The 17427-nt window shown below is 60.8% G+C and carries 13 protein-coding genes; 7 read left to right on the top strand and 6 right to left on the bottom strand.

The window, feature by feature from the left end; translation table 11 throughout:
* Positions 1 to 47: 47 nt before the first annotated feature.
* The gene (locus tag HNQ65_RS02365) at positions 48 to 1019 is read left to right on the top strand and encodes a heparan-alpha-glucosaminide N-acetyltransferase domain-containing protein (protein ID WP_184337867.1); all 972 of its coding nucleotides are present in this window, start codon (positions 48 to 50) and stop codon (positions 1017 to 1019) included.
* 26 nt (positions 1020 to 1045) lie between these two features.
* Here the strand turns inward: HNQ65_RS02365 and HNQ65_RS02360 are convergent, their stop codons facing one another.
* The 5 genes from HNQ65_RS02360 to HNQ65_RS02340 all read right to left on the bottom strand — a co-directional run bounded on the left by HNQ65_RS02360 (position 1046) and on the right by HNQ65_RS02340 (position 8305).
* Positions 1046 to 2395: a DUF1501 domain-containing protein gene (locus HNQ65_RS02360; RefSeq protein ID WP_184337866.1), complete on the bottom strand. Its 1350-nt coding sequence runs from the start codon at positions 2393 to 2395 to the stop codon at positions 1046 to 1048.
* Positions 2396 to 2495: 100 nt separating this feature from the next.
* Complete coding sequence (locus HNQ65_RS02355; RefSeq protein ID WP_184337865.1) at positions 2496 to 4424, bottom strand: DUF1549 and DUF1553 domain-containing protein; 1929 nt, start codon at positions 4422 to 4424, stop codon at positions 2496 to 2498.
* Positions 4425 to 4534: 110 nt separating this feature from the next.
* A complete protein-coding gene (locus HNQ65_RS02350) occupies positions 4535 to 5965 on the bottom strand; it encodes a polysaccharide lyase (protein WP_184337864.1) in 1431 nt (476 codons plus the stop codon).
* A 257-nt stretch (positions 5966 to 6222) separates the two neighbouring features.
* Positions 6223 to 7893 carry a M56 family metallopeptidase gene (locus tag HNQ65_RS02345; RefSeq protein ID WP_184337863.1) on the bottom strand — a complete coding sequence of 557 codons (1671 nt, stop codon included), beginning with the start codon at positions 7891 to 7893 and terminating at the stop codon, positions 6223 to 6225.
* Between the two features lie 7 nt (positions 7894 to 7900).
* Complete coding sequence (locus HNQ65_RS02340) at positions 7901 to 8305, bottom strand: BlaI/MecI/CopY family transcriptional regulator (RefSeq protein WP_184337862.1); 405 nt, start codon at positions 8303 to 8305, stop codon at positions 7901 to 7903.
* Between the two features lie 150 nt (positions 8306 to 8455).
* Here HNQ65_RS02340 and murA point away from each other — a divergent pair, with 150 nt between their 5' ends.
* From murA to HNQ65_RS02310, 6 genes are all read left to right on the top strand, one after another.
* Positions 8456 to 9718, top strand: coding sequence for a UDP-N-acetylglucosamine 1-carboxyvinyltransferase (gene murA / locus HNQ65_RS02335; RefSeq protein ID WP_184337861.1), 1263 nt, complete (start codon positions 8456 to 8458; stop codon positions 9716 to 9718).
* A gap of 269 nt (positions 9719 to 9987) precedes the next feature.
* Positions 9988 to 10890 carry a sugar phosphate isomerase/epimerase family protein gene (locus HNQ65_RS02330; RefSeq protein ID WP_184337860.1) on the top strand — a complete coding sequence of 301 codons (903 nt, stop codon included), beginning with the start codon at positions 9988 to 9990 and terminating at the stop codon, positions 10888 to 10890.
* Positions 10891 to 10928: 38 nt separating this feature from the next.
* Positions 10929 to 11504 (top strand): DJ-1/PfpI family protein, encoded by a 576-nt coding sequence (locus tag HNQ65_RS02325; protein WP_184337859.1) that lies wholly within the window; start codon positions 10929 to 10931, stop codon positions 11502 to 11504.
* Between the two features lie 39 nt (positions 11505 to 11543).
* The gene (locus tag HNQ65_RS02320; protein ID WP_184337858.1) at positions 11544 to 13634 is read left to right on the top strand and encodes a c-type cytochrome; all 2091 of its coding nucleotides are present in this window, start codon (positions 11544 to 11546) and stop codon (positions 13632 to 13634) included.
* A gap of 104 nt (positions 13635 to 13738) precedes the next feature.
* The gene (locus HNQ65_RS02315) at positions 13739 to 15253 is read left to right on the top strand and encodes a DUF7133 domain-containing protein (RefSeq protein WP_221306017.1); all 1515 of its coding nucleotides are present in this window, start codon (positions 13739 to 13741) and stop codon (positions 15251 to 15253) included.
* 625 nt (positions 15254 to 15878) lie between these two features.
* The gene (locus tag HNQ65_RS02310) at positions 15879 to 16760 is read left to right on the top strand and encodes a DUF4159 domain-containing protein (protein WP_184337857.1); all 882 of its coding nucleotides are present in this window, start codon (positions 15879 to 15881) and stop codon (positions 16758 to 16760) included.
* A 232-nt stretch (positions 16761 to 16992) separates the two neighbouring features.
* On the opposite strand, the gene HNQ65_RS02305 is transcribed toward HNQ65_RS02310, so the two are convergent.
* Complete coding sequence (locus tag HNQ65_RS02305) at positions 16993 to 17388, bottom strand: BlaI/MecI/CopY family transcriptional regulator (RefSeq protein WP_184337856.1); 396 nt, start codon at positions 17386 to 17388, stop codon at positions 16993 to 16995.
* Between the last annotated feature and the right edge of the window lie 39 nt (positions 17389 to 17427).

Genomic DNA, 17427 nt, shown 5'->3' with positions numbered 1-17427 from the left:
CTCGGAGTGACATCTTGTGAATGGAAACAAATTAGTTATTCTCGCGCGTGCCCGGTTCCTCAAAACGCCTCCTCTGGCTCGATCTCTTCCGCGGTCTGGCCGTGCTGGGCATGGTGTGGACGCATTCGGCCAATACCTTTCTCGACGCTGGCCTGCAGAAAACCGCATGGTATCGTGAGATGAGCTACTACCACGGACTCATCGCGCCTGCATTCTTCTGGATCGCAGGCTACGTGCGGGCGCACATCACTGCCGGGTCTCCAAAGCCGCCGCTGCCAGCGCTCAAACGCCTGCTCATGGTGCTGCTCATCGGATATCTGATGTATGTGCCGTGGAATGATCTTTTTCATGCTCAGGCATGGCGCGCCGCCTGCACCGTCAATGTGCTGCACTGTTTGGCCATCAGCGGCATGCTCATGCTGCTGGCCGAGCGCTTTGGCCGCTGGCGGCAGATGGTGGTGGCTTTGTTTCTGCTCTTCTTTGTCGGACTGCAAACCTCCGCCGAGCACTGGCACACGGGGCTGCTCCTCATAGATCAATACTTCAATCGCAATCAAGGATCCCTCTTCGCCCTCTTTCCTTGGGTCGGCTTTGGACTTGCGGGCTTTCTGACGCGCAGCCTTTGGAGCGGCACTCCGGACCGCCATGCGGCAGTCGTTTTTACACTGGGCGCACTGCTGGCCTTTGCCCAGCCTTGGTCTCCTTGGCCGGGCGGCGCGCCGGAGTTCTTTCTGGAGCGCCTCGGCTGGGTGCTGATGGCCGCCGTGCTGGTGGCCTGTGCGGCAGAGCGCGTCAGCTCAGTCACCGGCTGGCTGCGCCTGGCGGGGCGTGAATCACTGACGCTCTACGTAGTCCATCTGCTATTCATCCATGCCGTGCCGCTGCCACGACAGTCACTTCAGTTCCTGATCGGGCCTACGCAGCAGATGCCTGCAGTGTTTGCCATCTTCATCGTGCTTTTTCTTCTTTCTCTGGCTGTAGGATGGGGAAACGAGCGCAGGAAGCATAAGCAAGCATAGAGCGGCTGGCGTGGGCGCACCAAACCTCACGCCAAGATCGCCTTCGCCACCTCACCGCTCACGTCCGTCAGCCGGAAATTTCTTCCCGCATATCGATACGTCAGCCGCTCATGGTTCATGCCCAGCAGGTGCAGCACCGTGGCATGCAGATCATGCGTGCCGATGATCCCCGTCTCCGCCTTGTCTCCCATCTCATTCGTGCTGCCGTAGGTGAATCCACCCTTCACGCCACCACCCGCCATCCACATCGTGTAGCCACCACCATTGTGGCCCCGGCCATTGTACGGCTCATTGTCATACCCGCTGCCACGTCCAAACTCACCGCCCCACAAAATCAGCGTGTCCTTCAGCATGTCCCGCTGCTTCAGGTCCGCGATCAATCCCGCAATCGGCTTGTCGATCGACGTGCACTGCCGTGCGAGGTTGTCCCGCAGCCCATTGTGATGATCCCATCCCGGCGACGTGAGCTGAATAAACCGCACGCCCTTCTCCGCCATGCGCCGCGCCATCAGGCACTGCGTGCCAAACCGCTCCGTGGCCCCATCATCCAGCCCGTAAAGCTCGCGGATATGCTGTGGCTCCTTGTTCAGATCCAGCACCTCCGGCACGCTCGTCTGCATCTTGTACGCCAGCTCATAGCTCTGGATGATTCCCTCGATCTCCGGGTTCCCTGGATCCCCGCTGAGCAGCTTGCGGTTTGCCTTTTGGATGAACTCGATCTGCTTTCGCTGCTGCGCATCACTCAGCCTGCCATTGCTCAGGTCCGGCACGCCACCACCGCCCGTGCTCAATCGCGTTCCCTGAAATGTCGCTGGCAGAAACGCCGAGCCATAATTCATCGCCCCGCCATTGTCCGCAGCCGGATTGATCGTGACAAAGCCCGGCAGATCCTCCGCCTCTGTTCCAAGTCCATAGACAATCCATGCCCCCATCGACGGCCGCACAAACGTCTCGCTGCCGATGTGCAGCGCCACCGTCGCCATCTGGTGCGCATTTGTCCGCGTCTGCATCCCGTTCAGCAGACACAGCTCATCCGCATGCTTTGCCAGCTCCGGAAACGCTTCTGAGATCATGATCCCGCTCTTCCCGCGCGGCTTGAACTCAAACACGCTCCCCATGTACTTCTGCACCTTGTTCGCCTCCGCCTTTGCCAGCTCCGGCTTGTAATCAAACGTGTCCAGATGACTCGGCCCACCCTGCATAAACATGAAAATCACCCGCTTCGCCCTCGCCGCGAAATGCGGCTCCTTAGGTGCCAGCGGATTGATCGTCTTGAGCGGCGCCGCAGCCCCCGCCCACTGCTGATTCAGCGCGTTAAACGCCAGCCAGCCAAAGCCGGTGCTGGTGGATTGGAGAAGGTGGCGGCGTGTGGTCATGGTCGAATTTTTTTGTACCACTAATGTCCACTAATCAGACACTAATGACTGAGATTGGATGGATTGGAACATTAGTGTGTTATTAGTGTCCGATTAGTGGTTAGAAAATGTACCGAAACTCCGCCGTCCCCAGCAGCGCCTGCACCAGCGTCTGCAGATCCAGTTCACCCGCATCACGCATCTCCTCGCTCGACGGCTCCCGTCCCAGCACAAGCCGATAGGCCGCCTTCACATCCTTTCCGGTCTTCGCTGCAATCTCCCCCGCCACCTCCTCCACAAACTCGTTGTTCATGAAAAACAGCGCCTGCGGTGCCACTGTTGTCACATCGCGCTGCCCCTTGATCTGCGTCGGTCCCGGAAAATCAAACGTGCTGAAAAGCTCCGGCACATTGTCCCGCACCACCGGCAGATAAATCGTTCGATAGGGCTCATCAATACCTAGTAGCCCGCGCGTCAGTCCATGCCGTCCCTTGCCCCCCGTGCCCGCCACCTGGATGCCTTCAGGCCGGTCAAACGTCAGCTTGCCCGCCAGTTGCAGCAGCGTGTCTCGCAGCGGTTCCAGCTCCAGCCGCTTCGCATTCATGCGCCACCGCAGCTTGTTGCCCGCATCATGATGCTCAGGATTTCCCGTGCTCGCCAGCCGGTACGTGCGGCTCAGCATCATCGCACGGATCATCTTTTTCACCGACCACCCTCCTTCCACAAACCGGATCGCCAGATGATCCAGCAGCTCCGGATGCGTCGGATCACTCCCCGTGATCCCAAAATCATCCACCGTGCGCACGATCCCTTCGCCCATCAGATGCTGCCAGATGCGGTTCACCGCCACGCGCGAGGTGAGGGGATGCGTTGCCTGTGTCATCCACAGCGCCAGTTCCAGCCGGCCCGAAGACTTCGCAGGAATCTTCGGCAGCGGGGGCAGGGACGGCATGCCCAGCTTTCCCCGCTCAGGTGCAGCCTTGCGGTCGTTCGGATCTCCTCCCACCGCCAGCTCACAGTCCTTGATCTCACCCTCGATCACCCCCATGCATAAATGCGGGTCCACATCATAGCGGATCGTCGTCTTCGGATTTCCCAGCGCCCGAATGTCATCCATCGAATGAATTCCCTCCGGCAGCTGGCTCGGCGGGCCCACGCGCTCGTCCAGTTTCGTCGGCAGATCCACCAGCATCTCCGGATCCACATAGCCCGATCCATTCATGTCACTCCGATTCGCCTGACCCGGCAGCGTGCGGCTGCTGTAAAAGATCCCCGCCAGCGCATAGTAGTCCTTCTGGCTCACCGGTTCCGTCTTGTGGTCATGGCACCGCGCACAGCTGATCGTCAGCCCCATGAACGCACGCGAAACCACGTCGATCTGGTCATCCACCTGATCCAGCACAAACTGCTCATAGTCTCCCTCCTGTAGATTCACACTGCCCAGAGCCAGCATGCCTGTGCCCACAATCTGGTCACGCTTCTGCAGCACCGTCGTTGCCGGTAAAAGATCTCCCGCAATCTGCTCCGCCACAAACCGGTTGTACGGCTTGTCCGCGTTCAGTGAATCAATCACCCAGTCACGATACTTCCACGCATACGTAAACGGCGCATTCCACACCCGGCCCACGCTGTCTGCATACCGCACCACATCCAGCCAGTGCCGCGCCCATCGTTCTCCAAAACGCTCCGACTGTAGAAACGCATCCACCACCTTCGCAAACGCCACATCATCCGCCGCCGCATCCTTCACAAAACGCTCCACCTCCTCCTGCGTCGGCGGCAGTCCGCGCAGATCAAACGACGCCCTCCGTATCAGCGTCAATCTCGACGCATCCCCAATCGGCCGCAGGTTCTCCTTCTCCAGCTTCGCTAGAATAAACCGATCCATGTCATCCTTCGGCCACGCCCCATCCTTCACCACCGGAACCACCGGCCTCAGAATGCGCTGATACGACCACGGCGTCTCGTTCTCATATTTCTCAGACGCTTGGATGGCCGAGCCGCAAAACGCTACCGAGACAAAGATGGCGCAGATGCCCTGTGTGGGCATGAGGTGAACGCGACAGCGTCCTGGAGTGCGCCGGTCCTCCGGCGCTTTCGAGCGTTCAAAAGCCTGCGCAAAGTTCCGCCACATACGCGTCCCAATGCCCATCATAGTCTTCATCTGCCGCCTCCTTTCGCCTTCAGCCACGCACACAGCGCCTTCACATTCTGCACAAAGTCCAGGCTGTAGATCACCCCGCCCGCAGGCCGCGTTTTCTTCCCACTCGCATCGCGCATCCATCCCCGCTCCTCATCCGTCACGGGCCACGAGCCATCCGCATGCTGCTCCTTCAAAATTATCGCAATCTCCCCCTCCGTCGGCGGCGATGACCAGCGCTCTTTCTCCACCCGTGGAAAAACAACACGCTCACCGCGCTCGATCTTCTGCCTGAAAGACTCCAGCGCCTCCAGCTCGCTGTCCCATTTCCAGCCGTAATTGGAGGAAGCCTTTGCATCCGAGTAGGTCAGCACAAACCCCTTGCCGCCCTCGCCACGCTCAAAATACAGCGGCTTGTTCGTCTGTAGCTCATAGTAGCGCGCGATCCTCCCGTCCGGCAGCAGCGCCTTCCGCAGATACGCGATCGCCCTCGGCAGCGGCGCAAGGTACTTCTTCTCACCCGTCACCGCCGCCAGCTTCAGCAGCGCCCACATCGCCGCCTGGCTTTCACGTCCGCAGATTGCACTCGGTTCAAAGGCCCGGCTCCACTCCGGCTGCATCTCCGCATCATACTGCTGCGCCCACGCCGGCTGCGGATCAGGCATCTGCGCGGCGACTAAAAAATCCCCGCCACGCTTCGCCGCTTCCAGATACTTCTCTTCTCCCCGTAGCTGCCACGCCAGGATGAGCGTGCTCATCAGCGTCGCATGTGTGTTGTCATTGAGCACATAGCATCCCGTGAAATCCTTCGGCCACTTGCGCGGCCAGTCAGCCGGATAACTCCCCGCCTTGATCGGATACATCGCGGTCGTCGGTGGCGCTTTAGGAAAGCTGTCCCAGTTCGCACTCCATCCCCCCGAAGGATACTGCGTCGCCAGGATCGCGCTCAGGGCAAACTCTGCCGCCTCCTTGATCTCCGCATCCTTCCCGCCCAGCGCAGCGTCCACCCGCACCAACAGCCGCGTCGCCGCCTGCGACACATCATCATCAAAGGTGGAGTAGTTGTTCTTGTTCGCGTGCTTCCTCCACACATGCCACCCGCCTTCGCTTGCCGGCACCTTCCTCCGCTCGATCAGCCTGCCATTCACGTCACGCCGATAAAGATGCTTCTCCCGATCCTTCTCGGCAAAGTCCCCTGAGTAATCCCATCCGCCCGACACCAGCTGCGTGCGCGCCACCGCATGCGCCGCCTCCACCGCTGCAGCCAGGCACTTCTCATCCTTCGTCACCTCATACGCATCCAGCATCGCCATGCCCACCGCAGGCGTCCCTGGCGGCTGGATCCAGATCGTGTCTTTCCCCGGAATCCCCTCCGCCTCCCTCAATTTGAAGTCCGAGCTGTAACGATACACATACCCACCGTGCGTCGCTGCTTTGGAATGATAAAACAAAACCGCCTTCGTTATCGCCGCGTTAACATCCTGCGTTGTCGCTGACTTTACGAGCGACGGGACTACGAGAGCTGAAAGCAAAATGACGAATGAGTGACAAAGTCCGAAGGACGAAATTCGCATCGAGTTCTTTTTGGAATCCGGCTTCGACATTTGGAATTATTTAGTCATTCGGATTTACTCATTCGTCATTGTGTCGTCATCGCCGCATCCAGCGTGAACATGACGGTATGAGGAGGTGGTAATGCAGCTATTGGCTATTCCGTCTGAATACTCACACTCTTATTCCCATTATCTCGCACCGCATCCATCGTGTTGTGCATCGCGCTCATGGGCACATCACCTTCACCTGTGATCACCACCTTCGCTCCCGCATGATCCGGCAGAAAGCTGTGCAGATGACCGCGCAGCCGATTCATGGCGATCTCCTCACCATTCACCACCACGGCCTCGCCGCCCTTGATCACACGCAGCGTGATCGTCTCACCTGCGACTGTGGCTTTCTCTCCATCCCGTGCCCCGCTTTTTCGCATGCCCTCGCCATCACGCTCTCCTGTCGTGCGCGGCTTCTCCCCATCGCGTGCACCCGTCTTCCTCGCACCCTCTCCGTCACGCTCTCCTGTGCGCGGTTTTTCCCCATCGCGCATGCCGGTCTTGCGTGCGCCATCGCCGTCACCGCTTCCACTGCGCGGCTTCTCGCCATCACGAGTGCCAGGTTTGCGCGTGCCGCCATCGCCTTCACGCATGCCGGTGGCCTTCGTGCTGCCACTCTCACCTTCACGGGCTTTCGCTGGAGCACCAGTCTCTGTTTCATTCGTGGCAGTCTTGGGCGGTTCCGCCGCAGGCGTGCGTGATCCCTCCCGCGTGCGCACCTTCTCCGGCACTTCTTTTTCCACTGCGCGCGCAGTGGTGAAGGAATAACTCACCAGCGCTCCGAGCGTGACGGTGAGCAGGGCTTGGAGCACAGGCTGGCGGATGGTTGGCTGGGCGATCATATGAATGCGTTGGCGCAGGGCAGGGTGGTTGCGCACACAGGGGGCCAGTCCTGCCATGACCGGTGGTGCGAAAAATGTCTCCTGAATGCGCAGCAGCGTGTGCCCGTAGTCCAGCCGCTCCTTCGGCGGCAGCAGCGCCAGCGCGCCCGCATCGCATCGCAGTTCGCGGTCCGCCTGAAAGCGCGACACCACAAGCCACACCAGCGGATTAAACCAATGCAGCGCCTGTACTGCCACGGCGGTCCAGTTCCAGATCAGGTCATGGTTTTTGATGTGCAGCAGCTCATGCAGCAGCACATGGCGCAGGCTGCCTTCGTCAAAACGCTCTTCCCAGTCCTCCGGCAGCAGGATGCAGGGCCGCATCACCCCCACCAGGGCTGGCGTTGTGCCTGCGGGCATCAGCAGAAGACGCACTGGTTCTTTCACCCCGGCTTTCCGGCTCAGGCTCGCCACGAGAGCACAGAGCAGGGGATCTGCAGCCTGCGGCCTGCGGCGTAGCGCACGGTGAAAACGCTGCTGCCGATAGATCGCTGCCAGTAAAACAAACATACCACCGCTCACCCACAGCCCCAGCGCCAGACTGACCCCGCTCGGAATCCATGCAGACGCTGATGAATGAGACACCACTGGTGCAACAGACTGCACCTTTACAGAAGCGGCAGCGTCCACTTCGTCAGCCACACCACGCTGCGTCATGACAGTCTCACCAGCAGAAGCATCCGCAGTTTGTTGAAACCACCCACCCAGTCCAAACCCCGCCGGGATGAAGGCAGGCAGCATCAGCTTCACTCCCACCAGCATCCACAGACCGATCCGCCACGCCGGGCTCAGCCGCGTGCCCAGCATCAGTCGCAGTCCCAGCACCGCCAGAATGAGAACGCTGGCTTCCAGCGAGGTTCGCAGCAGCCAGTGCAGTAGGGTGTCGGCATTCATGGTGGAGCTACTTTTTGAGTTTCTTCTCAGCCTGGTTCAGCACTTCACGAAGCGCAGCTAGGTCATCTTGCGTCACTTCTTCACGTTCCATCAGCCCCGCCACAAAGGGTGTCAGCCGCCCGTTGAAGACGCGGTCCAGAAAGCTGCGGCTCTCCTCATGCTGGCACTGGTCCTGGGCCACGGCGGGCAGGTAGCGGTACTCTCGTCCCACCGCCTCCACCCCCAGCGCACCTTTGTCCACCAGACGGCGGATCAGGCTCTGCACCGTGCGCGGTTTCCAGTGCAGCCTGCCTTCCAGCTCCTTCACCACCTCCGCCAGCGTGCTCGTGCCCCGCTGCCAGAAGACATTCATCACTGTCCATTCGGCGTCGGAGATCTTAGGCGTGGGTGGTGTCGTGGGACGGCGTGCCATGGGGGTCGGATTACAAATGTAATCATAGGATTACGGGTGTAATCCAATCCGGCAAGAACTTTTTTCAAGCGTTCTTTGAATCGAACTCAATTCGAAGAATGGCTTGCCACTTCGGCATTTCGCAGCACAAAGCAAGACAGTCTCACTCTCATGGAAAAACTCATCGTCCACGGCGGCGCTTCGCTCAAAGGCCGCATCAACATCAGCGGCTCTAAAAACTCCTCGCTGCCCATTCTCGCCGCCACCCTCCTGACCAAGGACACCTGCACCATCCGCCGTGTGCCCGATCTCAGCGACACCAACTACATGGTCCGCATCCTCGGGGAACTCGGTGCCGAGGTCGAGCGCGCCAGCGGCGTCGTCGTCGTCAAGGCGGAGAAGATCAAATCCGTCGCCCCTTACGACCTCGTGCGCAAAATGCGCGCCTCCATCTGCGTCCTCGGTCCGCTCACCGGCCGTCTCAAAAAGTGCACGGTTTCTCTCCCCGGCGGCTGCGTCATCGGCGACCGCCCGGTGGACCTCCACCTCAAAGGCCTCGAAGCTCTTGGCGCACAGATCCTGGTGGAAGGCGGCGACATCTTTGTGAATGCCAAGAAAGGCTTCAAAGGCGGCCAGATGAATCTCATGGGCAAGCACGGCTCCACCGTGCTCGGTACAGACAATGTCATGATGGCCGCTGTCCTGGCCAAAGGCACCACCATCATCGAAGGCGCCGCCGCAGAGCCTGAGGTGGAGGACCTCGCCAACTTCCTCATCAAAATGGGGGCCAAAATAGAAGGCGCTGGCACCAACCGCATCGTCATCGAAGGCGTCAAGGAACTCCACGGTGCCGAGCACGTCGTCATCCCTGACCGCATCGAAGCCGGCACCTTCCTTGTGGCCGGTGCCATGCTTGGAGAGGGCGTCACGCTCAGGCGCGTCATGCCCGAGCACATGAAAGCCGTCACCGATGCCATGATCAAATGCGGCTTCCCCATCGACATCACCAAGGACAGCATCACCGTAAAGCCCAATCCGAACGCCAAGGGATTCGACCTCACCACTCTCTGCTACCCCGGCTTTCCCACCGACATGCAGGCGCAGATGTGCGCCCTCGCCTGCGTCATCAATGACACCAGCACCATCACCGAGACCATCTTCCCGCAGCGCTTCATGCACTGCGCCGAAATGAAGCGCATGGGCGCCAACATCGACCTCCAGGGCGCCACCGCCCGCATTCGCGGCGGCGCAGTGCTCAAAGGTGCTCCCGTCATGGCCTCCGACCTCCGCGCCTCCGCCGCCCTCGTGCTCGCCGGACTCGTTGCTGAAGGCAAAACCGAGATCAACCGCCTCTACCACATCGACCGCGGCTACGAGCACCTTGACGACAAACTCGCCTCTCTCGGTGCTCAGGTGGAGCGTGTACAAGGTTAGAGCAGTCATCAAAACACCCCTCCAGCACTAAGCTGCCAAAGACACACCGACGAATCAAACTCGTCCTCGCTCCTCTCCCCGCGCAGACACTCAGATCTGCCGCGTAACCAAGGCTGTCTCTTTCTGGCAGGCTCGATTCTTCGTGTTTTAATTCCGGCTTCAGCCGCTCCAGGTTAGCTTCTATGGCTCTTTTCTCCACCGCCGCAAAACCTGAAGACGCCAATTCAAAGTCTGAATGAAGAGGCGGCATGGCTGGCGTTGTATAGCGCATGACCAGCCGCCGTCGCTTCCTGCAGTCCCTGTCCGCCATCGCCGCCGCTCCAGCGTGCGCCGCCGAGCCGCCGCCGTGGAAGCTGAACTACATGCTCGCCTCCTCCATGTATGGCAGCCTGCCCCTGGCGGAGATCCTGCCTGAAGTGAAGAAAACCGGCGCAACCAGCATCGAACTCTGGCCCAAAAAGCACGGCACCCAGCGCGAGGAGATCGATGCCATCGGCCACGAAAAGTTTGCAGACATGCTGAAGGAGCATGGCCTTGGCTTTGGCGGCACCACGCGTTATGACCTTGGGCCCTTCCGCCTCACCGAAGAAATCGGCATCGTGAAAAAGCTCGGCGGCACCTTCATTGTCGCAGGCGGGGCAGGGGACTACAAGGTCTCTCCCGAGCAGCTCAAGCTCAACGTGAAAGCCTTCGTCGAAAAGATGAAGCCCCATGCCGCTCTCGCCGCCCAGAGTGGCATCACCCTCGGCATCGAAAATCACGTCAACAACCTCATCGACACCCCCGACTCCCTCCGCTGGCTCGCCGATGAAATCCGCACCATCCCCGGCATCGGCATCGCCCTGGCTCCCTACCACCTGCCGCAGGACGAAAAACTGCTGTGCGATCTCATCACGCACATCGACCAGAAGATGACCCTCTTCTATGCCTGGGAGTTTGGCCACGGCTGCTTCAAGCCCATGCCGAAGGAAGAAGAACTTCAGCAACTGCCCGGCCGTGGCAAACTCGACTGGAAGCCCCTGCTGCAATCTCTGAAAGCCACCGGCTTCACCGGCCCCACCGAGATCTTCATGCACCCCACCCCGCGCGGCATTCCCATCCTGCCCACGGCAGCAGAAACCACGGCGGAAATCATGCGTGCCAAGAATCATCTCGACAGCCTGCTCGGTTAATCATTCAATCCCACAAACCAAACTCAAACACACACCTCATGTCCGAAGCCAAAGTCCTCATCATCGTCGGCGACGCCACCGAAACCGTTGACACCCTCTATCCCTTCTACCGCCTCATCGAGGGCGGTTACAAGCCAGTCGTCGCCGCGCCGGAAAAACGGAAATACCAGATGGTGCTTCACGAGATCAAGCCCGGCTGGACCATCACCAAGGAGTGGGAAGGCTACAGCATCGATGCCGACATCGCCTTCAAAGACATCAAGCCCGAGGAATACGTCGGCATCTTCTTCAGCGGCGGCCGCGCCCCCGAGTACATCCGCGAGGACGCCGACCTCCTCCGCATCACCAAGTGGTTCTGGGAGCAGAAGAAGCCCTGCGCCAGCGTATGCCACGGCGTGGAGATCCCCGCCCGTGCCGACATCGTCAAAGGCCTCCGCATGGCCACCGTGGCCAAGTGCAAGTTCGACCTCGAAATCTGCGGCGGCATCTACGTCAATGAGCCTTGCGTCATCGACCAGCACATGTACTCCGGCCGCACCTACCACGACTCCGGCCACTTCGTCGCCCCATGGATCAAGGCCCTCGACGCCGAGCGTGCCAAGATGGGCATTTAACCTGACTCGAATGGCCGCAAAGCGACACAAAAACGCAAAATGAATTCATCGAAACTCTGCACCCTTTTTGCGGCTTCTGCGTTTTTTAGCGGCCATCTCCAGGCCCATCCTCTCCAGGCCGAGCCCATCAATCACGCCTTCGTTTACACCTTCGACCAATTCCACATCCCCCAGGATCCCGACGAATCACTCGTCAATGGCGGCCTGCTCCTGCTCGCCGAACTCAACTGCACCGCCTGCCACACAGCACCCGCCTCATGGCAGCAGCGCCTCGTCGCCAAGGAAGGCCCCAGACTCGGCGGCGTCGGCTCGCGTCTGGACGCAGATACCCTCTGGCTCATGATCCGCAGCCCCCAGACCCGCAAGAAAGGCACCCAGATGCCCGGTCTCTTCCACGGTGCAGAAGGCGATGACGAAAAGGTCGAGGCGTTGGTGGAATATCTCAGCGCAATGAAATGGGATGCTCCGCAGGTGCCCGCCGGAGACGCCGAGCGCGGCAAAGATCTCTACCATAAAGTCGGATGCGTCGCCTGCCATGAGCCCGGCAAGGATGTCCGCCCGCCCAAGGCCGCTCCTGATGCAGAAGTCGAGAAACCCGGCAATGCCTCCGTGCCCATCGCACTCGCAGACGCCTACGACTTCACCGCGCTCTCCTACTTCCTCCGCCATCCTCTCGCCATCCGCCCCTCCGGCCGCATGCCAGACATGCGCCTCACCGAGCAGGAAGCCTCAGACATCGCCGCCTACCTGCACACCGGCCGCATCTCAGAAAAAGCCACCGCCCGCGCAGCGCTGAAAATACCGCCGCAAGGCATCGCCAAAGGCCGCGCAGTCTTCGAGCAGATGAACTGCATCGCCTGCCACAAAGTTGATTCCGCCGTGGCAGCCAAAGCCACCTCCAAGCCCCTCAAAGACCTCTCACCCTCACTCGGCTGCATGGCTGAAAAGCAGCCCAGCGGCACGCCCCGCTACGATCTCAACGACCTCGAAAAACGCGCCCTCACACTCGCTCTGAAAATGATCCAGCAGCAGGATGCTCCCCAGCTTACCGCTCAGGAAAAGGTGGACTGGCAGATGACCCGCCTCAATTGCTACGCCTGCCACGACCGCGATGGCAAAGGTGGTCCCGAAGATCCCCGCGCTCAATACTTCGGCGTCAGTGACCCCGGTGCCGAATCTCTCGGTCACCTCGCCAATCTTCCCCCCACGCTCGACAAAGCTGGTCGCAAGCTCACGCGCGATTGGTTCGAAAAAATCCTCTGGGGCACCGGCGGCAGCGTGCGCCCCTACATGGACACCCACATGCCCAGCTTTGGCCGCGATCAGACAGAGATGCTCATCACCTGGCTCAATGAAGCAGACGCCTTGCAAAAGCCCGTGCAGATCGATGTCTCCGGCCTCGCCAAGCACCACCGCGCCGAGCTCGGCCGCCAGCTCCTTGGTGCCAAAGGGCTCGCCTGCGTCTCCTGCCATGGTCTCAAAGACCGCAAGTCCCTCGGCCCGCCCGTCATCCGCCTCACCCACACCGTCGAGCGCCTGCAGCCCGAGTATTTCAAAGAGCTGCTTCTCAATCCCCAGGCCACGCAAACAGGCACCGTCATGCCCCCAATGTTCGTCGGCCGCAAGACCGCCGACAAAGACATCGAGAGCATCTGGACCTACCTGCGCGAGATCGATGGCCAGCCTCTCCCCGAAGGCCTCATGTCCGCCGCCGACTTCGAGCTCAAGCCCGACTCCGAAAAGCGCCCCATCATCTTCCGCAGCTTCATCGAAGGCGTCGGCACCCACGCCATCGGCGTCGGTTTCCCCGGCGGACTCAATGCCGCCTTCGATGCCAAGACCAGCCGCTGGGCCATCCTCTGGAAAGGCCGCTTCCTCGACGCCATGAGCAACTGGCAGGACCGCACCATGCCTCCCATCAAGCCCCTCGGCACCGACGTCAAAGAACTCCCCGCCGCCACCGGCACCCGCATCTTCCGCGGCTACACCCTCGCCAAAGACGGCATCCCCACCTTCAAATACCTCAAAGACGGCCAGCCCGTCGAAGACACCCTGCGCCCCACCGCCAGCGGCTTCGAGCACATCATCACCATCAACGGCAAGCAAACAAAGGAGATCCTGTCATGGTAGTCGCGAAGCGTCTTGGAGTGCGGTGGCAGAGAGGCAAGCGCAGTCTTGCCTCGGCGACACCGTTTTGGTCTGTCACTTCATTAATTCACCAGAGGCACCCACGCTTGGAATCATACCAGAATGCAGCAGCAAAACTCTGCTCCCTCTGCCTCTCTGCCCCTCTGCGGCTGATCCTTGGTCTCCTGGTTGTCTTTTCAGCCGCCCACGCGCAGGACCAGTCCGCCTACTACCGCATCGAAACCTACGAGCCCCCTAAGGGCGTCAATTTCGAAGCCAGCGGCATCGCCGTCACTGCCGATGGCAGGCTCGCCGTCGCCCTCCGCAAAGGCGAAATCTGGATCGCCCAAAATCCCACCGACACCTCCAAGCCAGACTTCCGTCTCTTCGCCTCCGGCCTGCACGAGATCCTCGGCCTCGCATGGCATGATGGAGCACTTTATGCCACCCAGCGCGCCGAGGTCACCCGCCTGCGCGATACCGACGGCGATGGCAAAGCCGACGAATACCTCTGCGCCTCCACCGGCTGGGGCGTCTCCGCTGCCTACCACGAGTACGCCTACGGCCCCGTCTTCGACAAAGAGGGAAACATCTACACCTCGCTCAATTGCAGCATGGGCAAGACCTGGAAAGGCGCGGGCGATGAGGCCACCCATCCCCTCTGGCGCGGCTGGGTCGTGCGCACCACCCCTCAGGCCCAGCTCGAGCCCTTCTGCGCCGGATTCCGCAGCCCCTGCGGCATCGGCCAGAATGCCGAGGGCGACATCTTCATAACCGACCAGCAGGGCAACTGGATGCCCACCACCCCGCTTTTCCACGCCCGCAAAGGTGCCTACTTCTCCCACGCCGACTCCATCCCCGATGCCCAGCGTCCCGAGTCCCCCGTCAAGATCGCCCTCAAGCAGCCCGACGGCATCACAGTCGCCGAGGCCATGAAAAAGGTGCAGGGCTACACCCCGCCCGCCGTCTGGCTCCCGTATGTCAAGATGGGCCAGAGCGGCACCGGCATCGCCTGCGATCTCAGCCCCGGCAAATTCGGCCCCTTTGAAAAGCAGCTCTTCCTCGGCGAATTCGTCCTCAGCGGGGTCAATCGCGTCTTCCTCGAAAAAGTCGGCGGCGAATACCAGGGTGCCTGCTTCCCATTCATCGATGGCCTCCAGTGCGCCGCTCTCGCCCTTGGCTTCCTCCCCGATGGCTCCCTCATCGTCGGCCAGTCAAACCGCGGCTGGAATAGCAAAGGCAACCGCCCCTTCGGCCTCCAGCGCATTGTCTGGACGCACAAGACCCCGCTCGAGGTCCGCACCATGCAGCTCACCAATTCCGGCTTCCGCTTCACCTTCACCCTTCCCGTGGATGCCGCCAGCCTCACCGCCCTCACCGGCACCAGCTACACCTATCCATTCCAGAGCAAATACGGCGGCGACGAGCTCGACACCCAGCCCCTCAAGATCGACTCCGTACAGCTCAGCCCCGATGGCCTCACCCTCCACGTCCAGTGCCCCACCACCCTCCGCCCTGGCTACGTCCACGAGTTCGAGCTTCCACCACTCAAAGCCAAAGACGGCACCCCGCTCTGGCACCGCATGGCCTACTACACGGTCAACAAGCTCATCACCGACTAAAGCCTGGGGCCCCTGGCTTTGATCAGCACGCACACACCGCACACCTGGGCCTCGATGTTCCCAACGCTCCGCCACGAGTAGCGCAAATTTGGACTGCGGTCGCGAAGCTACCGCTTTCGTGAGTCTCGTGTCGTCAAACCTACCCACCACTCACAGCGAAAGCCCTTCATCCTGCTCATAGCGATGACTCCACCCCTTCATAAGTGGATCTCAAATGAAGAGGCGATTGAAAAGGTCCTGCAGCCGCATACACAAGCCACCGGAGGGGGGCATCTTGATCCCACCCACCTGCAGCGGCTTCGAGGATGTTCGAGGCCGCTGAGCGATGCGGAAGCGTGTGGGATCTAGACGATTCCACGCCGCCAGCCCCTAGTTGGCCGCATTGAAATGCCGGCATCCAGAGAGAGACCCGTTTTAAGCTCTGCGTGGTATCATTCCAAAAGGATCTCGCCACCGCCCCCTCGTTTCGGGTAAAACCCACCGCATGACACCCAGCGCTGGTAGGGCTGCTTGTCCTCAAGCAGCCGCGCACGTCTCCAGGCTTGATTTTTCACCAGACTCAGTCGCTCAGCCTCTAGCAGAATCCTCTCGCCACCGCGCCCTCGTTTCAGGTAAAACCCACCGCATGACACCCAGGCTCTGGAAAGCGCTCCTGCCATGCCTCGTACTGCTCGCCTTCGGCAGTTCTCACTCCCAGTTCGCCCCGGCCACGCGTCGCGGCATCTATCGGGGCAGGGAGGTCCAGTTCCCGCAGGACCCACGCCAGTTCAAAGGCTGGCGTCACAGTGGCCACAAGGCCCCCGTGTGGGATCTCCACCCCGACCTCCCGCACGACGTCTTCACCTTCGCCCGCCTCTGCTACCCCTTCCGCCGTGGCGGCCGCTGGACGGCCGACTACCCGGAGGCCGAGCTCAATTTCTCCTTCCGCCTCCACCAGCTCACCTCCATCCAGGTCAGCCCTTATCCAGTCATTCTCGACATCGACCCCGATCAGCTCCGCCATCACCCCTTTCTCTACGTCTCAGAGCCCGGCCACATGGATATCACCGATGCCCAGGCCCGCATCCTGCGTGACTACATGCTCAATGGCGGCTTCATCCTCATGGACGACTTCTGGGGCGGCGATGAATGGAAAGCCTTTGAGCCCGTCTTCAAAAAGATCTGGCCCGACCGCAGCTATGTCGAGCTCCAGCCCGACCACCCCATCTTCCACAGCGTCTTCGACCTGCCCTCACCACCCCAGGTCCACAGCAATGTCTATTGGGAACAGATGAATAAACAGGGCCGCACCGCCATGCACAACGAGATCCGCCCCGACTCCGCCACCCCGCACTTCCGCGCCGTCTTCGACGATCGCGGTCGCATGGTCATGCTCATCTGCCTCAACAACGACCTCGGCGACGGCTGGGAGCAGGAGCAGAGCGACCCCTGGTACTTCACCCACGTCTCCGAAAAACACGCCTACCCCCTCGGCATCAACATCGTCTTCTACGCCCTCACGCATTGAGCCAGTACGATAGGCACTCCTGCCTGTCGATCAGCGCTCCCGCCATCCCCCTGACTAGGCGCACCCCAAAGCCCCCCGGCGCGCGGGCCTCCGAGCCCGCAGCACTACGCCAAAGCGCAAACTTCCGCCTTCCCCCTCATCCCCATAGCCCTTCGGCCAACCGCCACCTCTCCTCTCGCAAAAAAAAACAAACCTCTACAGCGCTCCCATCTGCACGGTGAAAAATCTCGCTTCAGGCTCCCTTCGTCCGCTGCCCACTCTTCATCCCATCCAAAAGCCTCCGCATCTCCATCACCTCCTCCTCGCTCAGCTTCGTCCCCGGCGCGTTCAGGTAGGCCGCCAGCGCCTGCGTCAGCGATCCCCCAAAAAACGTTCCGATCACCCGGCTCAGCGTGCTCTGCCCCACCTCCTCCCGCGAGTGCACCGGCTGGTAGATAAACTCCCGCCCCTCCTGGCGGTGCTTGAGCTGCCCTTTCCCCTCCAGGATCGTCAGGATCGACCTCAGTGCCGCCCGCGTCGGCGCCTTCTCCATCCCCTCCAGAATCTGCGACAGCGTCGCCTCCCCCTGCGCAAACACCAGGTCCATCACCTCCCGCTCACGACGGCTCAATTGGGCAATCTTCTTCATGGGTTGAAATTTCAACCCATCTTGGCCCAAGAGTCAATG

Source organism: Prosthecobacter vanneervenii (assembly GCF_014203095.1).
Lineage (GTDB): Bacteria > Verrucomicrobiota > Verrucomicrobiia > Verrucomicrobiales > Verrucomicrobiaceae > Prosthecobacter > Prosthecobacter vanneervenii.
Note: the sequence above shows the minus strand (reverse complement) of the source record. Positions and strands in the feature narration are given on the sequence as shown.

Bases quoted from the DNA above. Each gene is read 5' to 3' on its own strand.
- HNQ65_RS02340 (WP_184337862.1), bottom strand. From the start codon at position 8,305: ATGGCACGCCGTCCCACGACACCACCCACGCCTAAGATCTCCGACGCC.
- HNQ65_RS02325 (WP_184337859.1), top strand. From the start codon at position 10,929: ATGTCCGAAGCCAAAGTCCTCATCATCGTCGGCGACGCCACCGAAACC.
- murA (WP_184337861.1), top strand. From the start codon at position 8,456: ATGGAAAAACTCATCGTCCACGGCGGCGCTTCGCTCAAAGGCCGCATC.
- HNQ65_RS02305 (WP_184337856.1), bottom strand. From the start codon at position 17,388: ATGAAGAAGATTGCCCAATTGAGCCGTCGTGAGCGGGAGGTGATGGAC.
- HNQ65_RS02345 (WP_184337863.1), bottom strand. From the start codon at position 7,893: ATGAATGCCGACACCCTACTGCACTGGCTGCTGCGAACCTCGCTGGAA.
- HNQ65_RS02330 (WP_184337860.1), top strand. From the start codon at position 9,988: ATGACCAGCCGCCGTCGCTTCCTGCAGTCCCTGTCCGCCATCGCCGCC.
- HNQ65_RS02310 (WP_184337857.1), top strand. From the start codon at position 15,879: ATGACACCCAGGCTCTGGAAAGCGCTCCTGCCATGCCTCGTACTGCTC.
- HNQ65_RS02360 (WP_184337866.1), bottom strand. From the start codon at position 2,395: ATGACCACACGCCGCCACCTTCTCCAATCCACCAGCACCGGCTTTGGC.
- HNQ65_RS02355 (WP_184337865.1), bottom strand. From the start codon at position 4,424: ATGCCCACACAGGGCATCTGCGCCATCTTTGTCTCGGTAGCGTTTTGC.
- HNQ65_RS02320 (WP_184337858.1), top strand. From the start codon at position 11,544: ATGAATTCATCGAAACTCTGCACCCTTTTTGCGGCTTCTGCGTTTTTT.